The organism is Blautia sp. 210820-DFI.6.14, assembly GCF_020558815.1.
GTDB lineage: Bacteria > Bacillota > Clostridia > Lachnospirales > Lachnospiraceae > Blautia_A > Blautia_A obeum.
In genome coordinates this window covers 1-13,860 of sequence record NZ_JAJCKS010000041.1, presented here as the reverse complement: position 1 = coordinate 13,860, position 13,860 = coordinate 1, and the positions used below count along the sequence as shown (strand labels likewise).

The following is a 13,860-nucleotide window of genomic DNA, read 5'->3' as shown; positions in this document are numbered from 1 at the left end:
TGATACGATAATAACGCCATTAGAATTACTTGTCAAGAAGTTTTTGTTGACTTTTAGATGTAGATTAAGTATGATATGCTTATAAATACCAAGAAAAGCAACGAAAGGAGCGGTTATACTAAGTTATGGAGCATTACGAAAAGAAAATCAGTTTCTTAGGAGAGAACATACAGACCATAAGAAAACACAGAGGAATGAAACAACAGGAACTTGCGGATAAAATCGGTATCAATATGCAGAGCCTTTCCAAGATTGAACGAGGTGTGAATTTTCCTACCTTCGATACATTAGAAAAGATAATGGACGTGCTGGGTGTAATGCCCAATGAATTATTATCGGGAGAATGGAAGTATGTTAATCAATCCGAAAAGGAAGTCTGCCAGTTTTTAAGAATTGAAGAACGATTAAATGCAGAACTAAAACATGGACATTATGACAACTTCTTTGACAGCGAGGAAGAATGGCTGGAATATGAGTTGGAAAAGTTACGGGAATATATTACCGACTACATCAACGGGAAAAGTATTGTAGCGTCCGACCTTTATCCAATCAAAGAATTTATCCAGCATTTGAAGTTTCAAAAACTGTTAGACCGCTATGATGATTTATACAGCATGGATATGTTCGGGGAAAGCATAGAGGGACATAAATATAGGACACCTTATCAAGTCGTAAAAATGATAAACCCCAATTCAAAAGAAGATATGGAATTATTACGGGAAGTATTGAAAAATAACCATTTTGATGATGAGGACGAATAACTTTTTCCCTCTTTGTAGAAGATACAGCAAACAAAAAGCCCAGTAAAGAGTGCAAAGCACCACCAATGGTGGCAAGGCTCTTGACAGGGCTTTTTCTTTTCTGTGGAGGGTAATCAAGAGGAAGAAAAGATAAAATTTGATTTGTGGTAAATCGGATAATATCAATGAAATTGTCACGGTACAAATTTGGGCTATATAAGGAATAGTAACTGGAAGATTGTAGGGTAATCAAAAAGGCGTGTATTTTAAATCAGAGATACACGTCTTTGAAATGAATGAAATTCAATGAATTTTATTCATTGACAATCGTTCATTCACGAGATATAATTTTAGTGAAAGGAGTTGATTACATGAATATTACGAAACAAAAATCACAAAAGACTTTTGATAAGCAAGCTGCCGATTATGATACAAATATTCAGGGGGAACATGCTCGAAAACTCTATAAGCCGATTATAGAAAATTTAAAAAATAAGAATATACATTCTATATTAGATTTAGGTTGTGGAACGGGTGCGTTACTTAAAGAAATAAAAGAATTAAATATAGCAGAACAACTATTTGGAATAGATATATCTCCCAATATGCTTGAAATTGCAAAAAATAAACTAGGAAATGATGCAACACTTATCTTAGGCGACTCTGAGAGATTACCTTTTGAAGATAGTTCTTTTGACGCCATTGTATGTAATGACTCATTTCATCATTATCCACAACCAGATATTGTAGAGAAAGAAGTGTCTAGGTGTTTAAAGCAAAATGGAGTTTTCATTATCGGTGATTGTTGGCAACCAATCGGAGCAAGACAGATAATGAATTACTATATGAAACACAGCAATAGTGGAGATGTAAAGATTTATTCAAAAAAGGAAATGTTGTTATTATTATCAAAAGACTTCCACGAAATTGAATGGAAATCTTTTGGCACAAGATCTTGTTTAATTATAGCATACAATAATTAAACCGCAAGAAAGGAAAGAAAACAATGCGTATTTCAAAAGAACCAGAGGAACGTAAACAAGAAATTTTAGAAACAGCCATTAAATTATTTAGTGTAAATGGGTTTGAAAAAACTTCAATATCAGACATAGCAAAAGAAATTGGAATAGCACAAGGATTATGTTATAGATATTTCCCATCAAAAGATGTACTTTTTCAGTCTGCTATCAATGAATATTCAAATATTTTAGTCGCCAATATGACAAAAAATATAAATATAAAAAAGGATAGTTTAAAAGATATTTTGCGGAAGATGATACTTTTTGCAGAACAAGAAGATGATACATATTATCCAGTTTTTCATAATAACCAAAATAAAAATTTCCATAATTTATTAACATTGAATGTATGTGAAAAACTTTTTCCTATTGTATCTGAAATTATTGAAAGAGCAAATTACACAAATGAAATACAAGTCAATGATGTTGAAATGTATGCCAGTTTTTGCATATATGGACAACTAGGAATTATTTTAAATACCGATATATCAATTAAAGAAAAGAGTTCACGGATAAAGGCATTTTTTAGGGACTTGTTTAGGCTTTAAATCTTCCCCTGCCAAAAGGCAGGGAATATTTAAATAAATTAAATGAATAATTTTCATTCAATAGGAGGAATTAAAATGAACAAAAATATTGATTTTGTAAACGGAAACACAAAAAAATGTTTACTTGAAATGACTGTTCCTATGATAATAGCTATGTTTTTAAATATGGCATATAATCTCGTAGACAGTCTTTGGATTGGAAATTTGTTAGGTGAGCAGGCATACGCAGCGTTAACAAACTCGACACCTATTATTTTAATCTTAACTTCAATTGGTATGGGAGCAACAAACGGGTTAGCCATTCTATTATCACAGGTAATTGGTGCGAAAAATGAGCAAAAGAAAAAGAATATTATAGTTACTTCTTTTTTTGTATCTATAATTCTTTCAGTGTTTATGACAATTGTGTTGGAGATTTTTTTAGAGCCTATTTTGATAGTTTTAAATACACCGACTGAAATTTTTGATATGGCAAAAAATTACTTATCTATATATGCTTTGGGATATGTAGCAGTTTATTTGTATTTATACTTTACAGCCATTTTAAGAAGTTTTGGCAATACTATGTTTCAAGCAGTTGCAATGCTTGTGTCTACTTTATTGAATGCTATTTTAGATCCTATTTTCATTAACATAATTGGATTTCACGGAGCGGCAATCGCAACCTTAATATCACAGATTATTTGTTTGGCGTTTATGTGCATTTATATTTATCGTAAAAAATTATTTAACCTTTCACTATCTGATTTTGATACAAAAGAGATTATGCCGTTTGTAAAAAATGCTGTGCCGTCTGTCATTCAACAAAGTATTCCTGCTATTAGTACAACATTTTTAACTGCTATTGTTAGTACTTATAGTATTTCTGCTATTGCTGGCTACGGAGTTGCTGGAAAATTAGAAATGATATTATTTTATCCTGCTATGGCTCTTAATATGGTGTTGACTTCAATCGTAGGGCAATGTATTGGAGCACAACGTATCGACAGAGCAAAGAATTATCTGAAATTGGCGTTAAAATATGGTATTGTTGTTTCAAGTGTATTATCAGCAGTTGTTATTTTCTTCTCTAAACAGTTGGCAAAATTGTTTGTTTCCAACGTAGCTGTAACAAATGTTGTCAGTCATTATTTTTTAATTGTTAGTATCGGTTATGTTCTTTACACTATTACTAGTTGCTACTTAGGTACTTTAAATGGTATAGGAAAACCAACAAAAAGTATGATACTAATGATATTCTACTATATTATTATTCGTATTCCTTTTGCCTATCTATTATCTTGGCTGGCAGAAAATTTAAATGGTGTTTGGATAGCGATTTTAATCAGTCACATAGTCGCCTGCATTATAACTATTTTAACAAGTAATCAAATTATTAAGCGGTTATATGGAAAACTTTATGATAGGACTAAAAAAGCAAGATATAAAAGCATTGAAAGTAACTGCTGTGGAAAGTTTTAGGAATAATCTTATACGATTATGCACTACCTAACAGCATTTTATCAACAACTAAATATTTTACAATATTAAAAGTTCGTACAGACGGTATATTTTGTACGGACTTTTTTCTTGTTCTTCTTTTTGTATTTTCCAAAGATATAGACGGTATCTCCGTTTATATATTTCAGCGTATGCGGAAAGGAGGTGAGATTATGAACCCATCTTCTTTCGAGCATATCGTTAGAATACAGTTTAATGCTTTGATGATGACTGTTATTAAATGCACAGTAAAAAACAGAAACAGACAGTTTGCAAGACGTTCTAAGCGTGAAGTTTTATTCTGTGAATTATCAGATACGAAAAATGTTGAATGTGTAACTAAGGATAACTATTCTTGTGATTACATTTCGTTTGAAGTCTTGAATTTTACAATTCAAATATCAAATGAGAAACTTGCTGTTGCTTTATATAAGTTATCGAATAAAGAGCGTGATGTAATTCTATTACGCTATTTTCAAAGTATGAGCGACCAAGAAATAGCCGAATTATATCATGTATCACGTTCTGCTATTTATCGCAGAAGAAGTAACGGATTGAAGAAACTAAAAACAGTATTGAAAGAAAGGAATTGAACCAATGAAAAAAGAATATGGCTACCCTACATTAAAAGTAATATGTCAAGCGTCTGCTGGAAATGAAACTGCCATAAGAGAGATTTTGAAGTTTTATGACGCTTATATATGTAAATTATGCTTGCGTCCGTTTTACCACTCTGAAAGTGGTAAAATCATTATGCAGGTTGATGAAGAATTAAAAGGTCAAATCCATACAGAAATGATGAAAGCAATCTTGAAATTTGAAATCAGAGTAAAATAATCATACTACATGAATGAAAAACGGGAGATACACAGATATTTGTGCTATCTCCCATGTTGTTTTTGTGTCATATCAAGGCTCATTCAATCGTGGTAAATTCGTGGTAAAATGAATAGTTTTCTATACTTCAAAATGTTTGAAAGTATAGTGTTTATGCGGATAATCAAAAATCAGATATAAAATTTTTGATAAATCTTATTGATATATTGACAAATAACGTAAAATAATCTATTATATAGACAACCGATATATAGAACGTCGATATATAGCTTATTCTAAGAAGGGGGTGGACCAGATGGCTATTGAAAGAGCATTGGTTTCAGGAAGTATGGCAATGCTTGTAATGAAACTTTTGTCTGAAAAGGATATGTATGGATATGAGATGATCGACACACTGAGGCAAAAATCTCAGAATGTATTTGAGCTGAAGGCAGGAACTCTTTATCCATTGCTGCACAGCCTGGAAGAGAAAGGACTCCTGACAGTATATGAACAGGATGTAGCTGGAAAGACCAGAAAGTATTATAGCCTTACCAGACAGGGAAGAGGATTCCTTGAAAAGAAAATAGAGGAATGGAAAGAGTATTCTGCAGCAGTGACCAATGTGCTTATATTGGAGGTGTGAGTTATGGACGAATATCTGAAATTATTGCTGGAACAAATTCGCTGCACAAAAGCCAGACCATACATAAAACAGGAACTGCAGGATCATATGGAGGATCAGATTGCGGAAAACATGAAGGCAGGCATGGATCATGAACAGGCAGAGAAGGAAGCTGTCAGAGACATGGGGGATCCTGTGGAAACAGGAATCTCCCTTGACAGTATCCACAGACCTCAGGCTGCATGGAAACTTTTGGGAATAATTATATTTATCAGCATTGCAGGTGTTCTGATACATGCAGGGATTTCCGGAAAAGCCAGTGAGAATGCGGTAGCCGGTTCTGACAGATATGTGTTTCATGTTATGATCGGGCTGGCTGTCATGATGATTTTGTATCTGCTGGACTATACCGTACTGGCAAAATTTTCAAAAATAATTGCAGCTGTTTTATTGGCCGTCTGTTTGCTGGTTATATTGGAAGGAGGCCAGGTAAACGGAGCGAGGATTTTTATATCACTGCCGGGAGGCAGAAGAGGCATGGATGTACAAAAACTGATGCTGTTTTATGTCCCTATATATGGGGCGATTTTATATAAATATCATGGGTGGGGATATAAGGGACTGATAAGAGCAATCTTATGGCTGATTGCTCCAGTAATATTAGTTTACAGCCTGCCGGCACTCAGGACAGCTTGTGTGATGCTGGTAACTATGCTGACTATGTTGACGATCGCAATCAAAAAGGACTGGTTTACAGTCAGAAAGAAAAGAACTATCTGTGGAATATGGGCTGTGTTTTTGACCGCGCCCATAGCAGCTTTTCTGAGTATGTACCTGAGAAACAGGCTGGCGGAATATCAAATTGCGCGCATACAGGCGATGTTTTCCAGCGGCAGCGAAACAGACTATCTCACAAAAATGTTGCATTCACTTTGGAGACAAAATAAGCTGATCGGGAAAAGCAAATCAGATGTAACGGGAATCCTGCCAGCATTTAATGCGGATTACATTCTGACCTATCTGTCATCTGTATATGGAATAATTGCAGCTATACTTTTGTGCTGTGTTCTTGCGGTTCTGATTTTTGCAGTCTTCAACACTGCATTACGACAGAAAAATCAGCTGGGCATGATGATGGGATGCGGGTGCGGAATTGTATTTCTCATCAGTTTTTTGATAAATGTCCTTGAGAATCTTGGCGTATTTCCGCAATCAATAACATTTCTTCCGTTTTTTTCAGCCGGAGGAAGCTGTATCATAATTTCTTATGGACTCATGGGGATCGTGCTGAGTACTTACAGGTATAAGAATATTTATCCGCGACATCCTGAAACAGGCTTTATGTCCATTAATTCTAAGGTAAAAAAAGTATCATAATATTATGTTAAATAAAACCAATCAAAAACGCTGAGAATTGCTCCCAGCGTTTTTGATTGGTTTTATTTTGGACAGCTTTCTGCATTCGGCACCAGCTGTTTGCGGAACTGTGAAGGGGAAATGCCACACTGTTTTCGGAAAAAGCGGCTGAAATATAATGGATTCTCGTACCCGACCAGGTTTGCTATTTCTGTGATATTATAATTGGTCGTTTCCAGAAGCATTTTTGCATTGGTAAGCCTCAGAGACTGCACGTATTGAGCAGGTGTAGTATTGGCATACTGACGGAAGTTCTGGATGAACCAGCTGATACTCATATTGTGGGAAACAGCATAGTCCTCAATACTTATAGGTTTATTATAATGCATCCGAAAGTACTGTGTAGCCTGTTCCATATCGTTCATGTTCTGAAGGTTCTTTTTACGTGGCTTTTGCAGTGCTATTCTATGGAGGCTGATCAGGAGAATCATGAAATAATTTATCAGCATCTCCTCGTAATCAATTCGCTGCAGATTCAGTTCCTCGATCATAGACATAAATAGATTTTTGTACTCAATGGAGATACCGGTATAAATAATGCGGGTATCGTCGGCAATCCCATATCTTCTTAGAAAGTTCTTTACATTATTTCCAGTAAAGTGAACCCAGTAAACTTCGGTCTGATCCGCTCCATAATAATAGCGTTGTTCCTCACGTGGACGGTAGAGTACCATATTGCCGGCTTCTACAACAGTAGGTTTTCCATCAAAATAAAATGTGCCCGTCCGGATGCGATGTAAAGAAGCTGATAATCAAGCCGGTCTTTCGGGCGGTGGGTAGGAAGCTTTTCTACGGTGTATAGATGATAAGTACCGCAGCTTCCAATAAACAGGGGATGTTTTTTATCCATAAAATCAACCCTGGATTTGTGATAGTATGCTGATAATGTATACAAGTAATGTCTTCCTTGTCATATTGCACAAAATACAACAATATGAATTATGCAATTTTACGATTCTACAAAATATTGTTAAAAAATAGTTGGCTATTATGTAAAAGTATAACATTTTGTGCATGTTTTGGCGAATGTTGTTTATGTATTTTTTTATAATAAAAAAGTATAATGATAGTACGACAAAAGCAAAATATCTGGGATTTGCTTTTTATTATCAATTTTAGGAAAAGAAATATAGGATGAAAGTTCCGAAAAAGTCATTGGATAAAGTAAAGAAGAAAGTCAGGAAACTTACGAGCCGCAAGTGGAGCGTGAGTAATTCATACAAAGCGAAAAAGATAGCAGAGGTAGTAAGAGGATGGATTAATTACTTTAAAATTGGCTCAATTCTTACAGTAAGCCGAAAACTTGATACAGTAATCAGGTATAGATTCAGGATGTGCATATGGAAACACTGGAAAAATCCAAAAACCAGATATAAAAATTTGGTAAAACTGGGTATTAGTAAAAAGAATGCAAGGTGTGCGGCGGAATTTCATGGATATGCCCGAGTGTGCCGTACAAAAACTGTTTGTTATGCGATGTCAAATGCACGTTTGAAGAAATTTGGTTTACTCTCAGCCGAGGAATATCTTTGTAAAGCGAGATGTCAAGTTAACTGAACCGCCGGATGCGGAACCGCATGTCCGGTGGTGTGAGAGGTCGGCGGCAAAAGCCGTCTCCTACTCGATCAAACCAGCTCCGTTATACCAGGGAGGAAAATATCTCCTGTGTGAGAGGCGGCATTTATCCCAACATGTTGTGTGCACACCCTCCGTTCCAGATCGATGGGAATTTTGGCTTTGCAGCTGCAGTTGCAGAGATGCTTATCCAGAGCAGGAAAGGGCATTTCCTGTTGCTTCCGGCACCTCCGGATGAGTGGAAAGACGGAAAAGTCCGGGGAATGAAGGCACAGGGTGACATCACAGTTGATTTTGAATGGAGAGAGGGCAGGATACACAGGGTTCGCCTCTGTTCTTCCCGTGAGCAGAAAGTAACGCTGGAATGCAATGGAATTTCGAAAACAGTATTTTTAAAACCTGATGGGACAGAGAATATGATTTTTGATTGATCTGTCCTGAGGGCCTGGAAATCATAGACAGTGGTAAGTAATGGGGTACAATAAAATACAGCCAATCGATTTTGCCAGAAACTATTGATATTTCTTAGGGTATCGCATATAATATAGTTAAACCAAAAGGTTTCGTGTAGCGGCACGTAAAAGCTGTACTGTGCCCGGGCAGGGTAATTACTGGGACTATTTGATACTCGGAAGGGTATTACGCCCACACCAGGGAGATACGGTGAGTCCGCGCCGGGGACTTAATGATACCGGCGACATTTTAGACGTTCGGAAGGATGTCGCGGCTGACAGCCAGCATAAAACCGCTTTTTAAGATTATGGGCACTGGATAACAAAAAGTTGTCCGGTGCTGTTTTTATATTATAGTGATGATTGGGAAAAGATAGATGGGAAAACAACAGGATAGAGAGAAAATAGTACAGGAGATTAAAATAGCTGCCGATCTGTATAGGAAGCATTTAGTAGGTAAAAGATTTCTATATGTATTTGAAGGCAGATATATTGAGGTGCTTTATAAAGCTGCCAATTTCAGGCACTTAACAGGTGTGGCCACAAACCTTTCCGCAAAAAAGTTTTATAGTTATGCAGCAAAAAAACTGCTTCAGGCTTCGCAGATATTTTTTACACCGCAGCACCCTTTTTCATTGTGTAAGCGTAAAATTAAGCATATCGGACAGATTGCAATGCTGGCTGGCTCAGAAGGCTTTATGTTGGAAGAGATTGTTACAGATACGAGAACTTATAAGTTTGGCACAACAGATCTTAATTTTACTCTATGCTTAAATAAAGAGTATGATGATCAGGGACAGCAAAAAGGCGATTGCTTTGTAGTAGAATCACTGCGAGATGAAGATTGTTTTTCTAAAAGTACAACAGCATATACAGTAACTCATATTTTCTCAGCACCGAATGATGCGAAAAAATATACAACTTTACTGTTTTTGGATGAAAATGCAATGATAGACAGTCTTCCGGATGAAATTAAAAACATGCTGGATCAAACTTTATTACATAAATAAAAATGGAGAGTCTTAGTTGGCGATTCAATTAATCTATCCTGAGGGTATGAGAATTATTGACAGCCGTATCATGTAAAACGCACATGGTACGGCTGTTTTTATACCCTAATAGGACCTGATGATCATAAAATTTGAACGATTTCGGGGGTGTTTTTATCTGAGATAATTTTTTTAAAAATATTTGCAACCTTTTTAGGGATTCGCACGTCTAATAAGTAGAAGCACATAAATGAAGCTTCTATAGTATACTACGGATGACTAGTCTGAGATAGGAGAGCCGGAACTACAATGAATGAGGTTTTGATACGAAAAGCGAAGAAAGGCGACAAAGATGCTTTCTGCCGACTTATGGATGAGAATGTACAGAGTATGTATAAGATTGCGGCAGCATATCTGAAAAATGATGAAGATGTTGCGGATGCAATACAGGATACGATTCTTTCCTGTTATGAAAATCTGAAAAGTCTGAAACAGAACAGATATTTTAAAACTTGGATGATTCGAATCTTGATCAACAAGTGTAAGGACATGATACAGAAGAAAAAGCTGGTTACTTATACGGATCAGATGCCGGAAACACCTTTTCACGAAGAAGAATATGCGGCGATGGAATGGGCACAAGTATTAGAAACATTGGATAGCAAATATCGTTTGGTTGTTCTTTTGTACTATATGGAAGGATTTAGTGTCCGGGAGATCAGTGACGCTCTGGATATGAAGGAAAGCACTGTGAAATCTCGTCTTCATCGTGGTAGAAAACAGATTGCAGAGATGTATGGATATAAGGTTAAGGAGGGACGTGTTTAATGATGACTTTAAATAATAATGAGAAAGACTTCCAGGAAAAACTTCAAAAGGATACAGAAATGCCGGCAATCGTGCATGAACGTATCAATCAGGCATATCGATTGATTGAAAATAATGCTGTGTTACAGAAAAAAGCACCAAAGGATCCATATCACTGGATGAAAATTGGAGGCAGGGTAGCAGGAGGTATGGCAGCGGTACTGGCAGTCGGATTTATATTCTGTGCAACCAATCCAGTAATGGCAAAGAATATTCCGGTTGTAGGAGGGCTTTTTGAAATCTTGCAGGATAATGTAAGTTTCTTTGGTGATTTTTCGGATTATGCAACAACCTTGGAATCCGTTGATGGAACAACGGCAGATGGCAGTGAAGCAGATGGGGACAAGACAGGTAATGCCACTAGTGAGAATGCTTACATTAAAACAGCAGATGGGCTGACAATTACATGTTCTGAGGTATATGCCAACAGCCAGGCAGTCTATATAACTATGCAGTTTAAGAGTGATAAGCCATTTCCAGAAACGTCAACCAGGGCGGAAAGTGGAACACCGGTCATTGATCTGGATATGACTGGAGGTGTGGACTTTGATTCAGAAGCTAGTCGGGTGATCGACGGTCATGTGGAAGGACAGTTTCTGGATGACAACACCTATGCATGCATTTTCCGTTATGATCTTGCTCAGGCGGCAAAAGACTATACGGAATATAATGAGAAATACAATGAAATGACACAGCAGGTAATGGATGAGATGGGAATAACTCAGGCGGACTTAGATGATCAGACGGATGAAGGTTATGCACTGCTGGAAGAGTTTATCAAAGTATCTGAGCGTGGTGGAGCATATCAGAAATATATTAAAGATATTGAGATTCCGGATACTTTTAATCTGCATCTGGATATCTTGAAGGTAAGAGGGCTGGAAGCAGACTATGAGTGGTCAGAAGCGGATGATGAAAACTATGGAAGGGATGCCGGCTACTACAAATATGAAGGTAACTGGAGTTTCGATATCCCGGTTACAGTAGATGATTCCCGGACAGAAGTATTGGAACTGAATGATACAAACGATGCTGGTATCGGACTCAAATCCGTAATTCGTTCTCCGTATGAACTGACGGTAAATGAACTTTATAAGGAAGGATCCAACAGTGACTGCTTCATGGTAGCTCTTGATGCCAACGGAAACACACTTCCATATAATGAGTCTACTGGAAACTGTAATAACTTCGCAATTCAGGACAGGGATATTTCGACAGTAGATATTTATTTCCTGGATTATATCCAGTATATGGATGAACTGAAGGGGCAGCAGAATTTTGATAATCCTACGAAAGAAGACGGACAGAAATGGAAAAAACTTCTGGAGGAGAATGCGAAATATCATAAGACATTACATTTTGATAATGACAGTGAGACAGTGCAAAAAACTAAGTGATTCAAAGAAAGATAAGTAGGATATGAGACAAAAAGAAGTGATAGGGCAGTCAATGAGAACCACAAAATCGGCAAGACCAGGTTCAGTTGTTTATGTGCCGATGGATAAATCGGAATTCAGATCTATTATATTTTCAGAAAAGAAGAAAAATAAAATTAAGAAAATTGTAATATTGATTATATTGATGATTTTTGTTATAGGCTGTTGTATGTATGCAGGTATATCTTATTATTACTCATATCACTTCTTTTATGGGACGACCATCAATGGGATTGACAGTTCAAATAAGACAGCATATGAGGTTGAGCAGGAGATTGCTGGGAAAAAGGATAACTATACTATTCAGGTAAGGGCAAGAATGCAGGACCCGCAGGCCATTACAGGAAAAGACATTGATTATAAATACGTATCCAGCGGTGCGGTTCTCCAGCTGCTGAAAACTCAGAAATCATGGGAATGGATCGGCAGTCTTTTTGAAACAAAAAACTATATGGTTCAAGAAGAGACTTTTTTCAGCCGGGAGAAACTGGAAGAACAGGTAAATTCATTAAATTGTGCGAAAAAAGAGAATCAGATAGCACCGGAAAATGCGTATGTAAGTTTTGTTAACTCAGAATTCACTATTGTGCCAGAAACGGAAGGCAACGAATTAAATACCAAAGAAGCTTATCAGATGATATGCAGGGCAATCGATAACGATGCGGCAGAGGTAAATCTGGAAAGTGATCCAAAGGCTTATAAGAAAGCAGATGTGACGAAAGAAAGTTCAGAACTTCAGAATATGGTAAATACATATAAGAACCTGACAAAAGCAAATATCACATATACATTTGGAGACGAAACGGTAACACTCGATGGGAATACCATCAAAAACTGGCTGCAGTTTGACGAGAAAGGGCAGCTGCTCCAGAATGATGAAGCCTTCCGGCAGCACGTAGTGGATTATGTGGCACAGCTTGCAGCAGATCATGATACAGTTGGCACTGAAAGACAATTTCAGACCACGAGCGGAAGGACTGTGTATGTATATGGTTCTGCCTATGGGTGGAAGATTGATCAGGACAAGGAAGTAGCACAGCTCATGCAGGAAATTCAGTCAGGAACCCAGACAACCAGGGAACCGGTGTATTCTATGAGGGCAAATGCACACGGGATCAATGATCTCGGAGATACATATATAGAGGTAGATCTTACAGAGCAGTATATGTGGTATTATCAGAATGGAAATATTATTTTCCAATCAGAAATCGTATCCGGACTGCCAAGCGATCCGGATAGAAAAACACCCCCTGGAATATTCACATTGAATTCAAAGAGCAGTCCGTCCGTGCTGCGAGGTGAAATGACAGCAAATGGAACCTATTCTTATGAACAGCCGGTAACGTACTGGATGCCATTCAATGGAGGAATTGGCTTTCATGATGCAGACTGGCAGCCGTACTTTGGTGGTGACAGATATCTTACAGGTGGTTCTCATGGATGTATCAATCTTCCACCAGAAAATGCCGGACAGCTTTATAGTCTTATTCAGTATGATGTCCCGATAATCTGTTTTTACTAATTCTATATTCAAGATGTACAGGACAGGAGCTAAGTTGTAATGCAGCTGGCTCCTGTTTTTCATTGTCAACAATATCAGATTGGCACATGATCACCCTCTCGGTAATCCAGAACAAAGCAGGCATGATATAGAAATAGCAGAACGATTGGTAAAAGTTAGAAATCTCTTCCTTTCGCAAAGAGTGAAAAAGAGAAGGTACATTAATGGGATTGACGTATCAATACTGGAACCATATAATGGGTACAAAAAAATTTATTTATGGAAACAAACACATTGACAGAGCATACAAAAGTGCTGTGATTAAAGTTTAACAAAATATAACAAGAATTCTCCTTCCTCTATAGGTGGGAGATGAATTGTAGATCTGAGCATAAAT

The 13,860-nt window shown here is 37.0% G+C and carries 15 protein-coding genes and 1 pseudogene; 15 read left to right on the top strand and 1 reads right to left on the bottom strand.

The genetic code is table 11. The features are described 5' to 3' along the window. Nucleotides 1-125 precede the first annotated feature (125 nt). The 8 genes from LI112_RS16815 to LI112_RS16780 all read left to right on the top strand — a co-directional run bounded on the left by LI112_RS16815 (nucleotide 126) and on the right by LI112_RS16780 (nucleotide 6,604). A complete protein-coding gene (locus tag LI112_RS16815; protein WP_005946876.1) occupies nucleotides 126-761 on the top strand; it encodes a helix-turn-helix domain-containing protein in 636 nt (211 codons plus the stop codon). Between the two features lie 275 nt (nucleotides 762-1,036). Then, the gene (locus LI112_RS16810; RefSeq protein WP_223380606.1) at nucleotides 1,037-1,723 is read left to right on the top strand and encodes a class I SAM-dependent methyltransferase; all 687 of its coding nucleotides are present in this window, start codon (nucleotides 1,037-1,039) and stop codon (nucleotides 1,721-1,723) included. Nucleotides 1,724-1,746: 23 nt separating this feature from the next. Continuing rightward, complete coding sequence (locus LI112_RS16805; protein ID WP_008728836.1) at nucleotides 1,747-2,307, top strand: TetR/AcrR family transcriptional regulator; 561 nt, start codon at nucleotides 1,747-1,749, stop codon at nucleotides 2,305-2,307. Between the two features lie 75 nt (nucleotides 2,308-2,382). Further along, on the top strand, nucleotides 2,383-3,768 hold the full coding sequence (locus tag LI112_RS16800) for an MATE family efflux transporter (RefSeq protein ID WP_008728838.1): 1,386 nt from the start codon (nucleotides 2,383-2,385) through the stop codon (nucleotides 3,766-3,768). Nucleotides 3,769-3,959: 191 nt separating this feature from the next. Further along, nucleotides 3,960-4,379, top strand: coding sequence for an RNA polymerase sigma factor (locus LI112_RS16795; RefSeq protein WP_008728841.1), 420 nt, complete (start codon nucleotides 3,960-3,962; stop codon nucleotides 4,377-4,379). Between the two features lie 4 nt (nucleotides 4,380-4,383). Further along, nucleotides 4,384-4,623, top strand: coding sequence for a helix-turn-helix domain-containing protein (locus LI112_RS16790; RefSeq protein WP_005946862.1), 240 nt, complete (start codon nucleotides 4,384-4,386; stop codon nucleotides 4,621-4,623). 295 nt (nucleotides 4,624-4,918) lie between these two features. Beyond that, a complete protein-coding gene (locus LI112_RS16785; protein WP_055066334.1) occupies nucleotides 4,919-5,248 on the top strand; it encodes a PadR family transcriptional regulator in 330 nt (109 codons plus the stop codon). A gap of 3 nt (nucleotides 5,249-5,251) precedes the next feature. Beyond that, nucleotides 5,252-6,604: an FtsW/RodA/SpoVE family cell cycle protein gene (locus LI112_RS16780; RefSeq protein ID WP_118048784.1), complete on the top strand. Its 1,353-nt coding sequence runs from the start codon at nucleotides 5,252-5,254 to the stop codon at nucleotides 6,602-6,604. Between the two features lie 62 nt (nucleotides 6,605-6,666). Here LI112_RS16780 and LI112_RS16775 read toward each other — a convergent pair. Continuing rightward, nucleotides 6,667-7,538: pseudogene (locus tag LI112_RS16775) on the bottom strand (AraC family transcriptional regulator). A 239-nt stretch (nucleotides 7,539-7,777) separates the two neighbouring features. Here LI112_RS16775 and LI112_RS18705 point away from each other — a divergent pair. From LI112_RS18705 to LI112_RS18700, 7 genes are all read left to right on the top strand, one after another. After that, nucleotides 7,778-8,200 carry a group II intron maturase-specific domain-containing protein gene (locus LI112_RS18705; protein ID WP_148445130.1) on the top strand — a complete coding sequence of 141 codons (423 nt, stop codon included), beginning with the start codon at nucleotides 7,778-7,780 and terminating at the stop codon, nucleotides 8,198-8,200. 110 nt (nucleotides 8,201-8,310) lie between these two features. After that, a complete protein-coding gene (locus tag LI112_RS16765) occupies nucleotides 8,311-8,649 on the top strand; it encodes a glycoside hydrolase family 95-like protein (protein ID WP_227191122.1) in 339 nt (112 codons plus the stop codon). A gap of 398 nt (nucleotides 8,650-9,047) precedes the next feature. After that, nucleotides 9,048-9,680: a PBECR4 domain-containing protein gene (locus LI112_RS16760; protein WP_005423087.1), complete on the top strand. Its 633-nt coding sequence runs from the start codon at nucleotides 9,048-9,050 to the stop codon at nucleotides 9,678-9,680. A gap of 288 nt (nucleotides 9,681-9,968) precedes the next feature. Further along, the gene (locus tag LI112_RS16755) at nucleotides 9,969-10,487 is read left to right on the top strand and encodes an RNA polymerase sigma factor (RefSeq protein WP_005423085.1); all 519 of its coding nucleotides are present in this window, start codon (nucleotides 9,969-9,971) and stop codon (nucleotides 10,485-10,487) included. Beyond that, nucleotides 10,487-11,923 carry a DUF4179 domain-containing protein gene (locus LI112_RS16750; protein ID WP_227191121.1) on the top strand — a complete coding sequence of 479 codons (1,437 nt, stop codon included), beginning with the start codon at nucleotides 10,487-10,489 and terminating at the stop codon, nucleotides 11,921-11,923. The genes LI112_RS16755 and LI112_RS16750 overlap by 1 nt, the downstream gene beginning before the upstream one ends. 22 nt (nucleotides 11,924-11,945) lie before the next feature. After that, nucleotides 11,946-13,484, top strand: coding sequence for a L,D-transpeptidase family protein (locus tag LI112_RS16745; protein WP_005423082.1), 1,539 nt, complete (start codon nucleotides 11,946-11,948; stop codon nucleotides 13,482-13,484). A gap of 79 nt (nucleotides 13,485-13,563) precedes the next feature. Continuing rightward, nucleotides 13,564-13,761, top strand: a complete 198-nt coding sequence (locus LI112_RS18700; RefSeq protein WP_368219175.1) for a hypothetical protein — start codon at nucleotides 13,564-13,566, stop codon at nucleotides 13,759-13,761. Nucleotides 13,762-13,860: the final 99 nt, after the last annotated feature.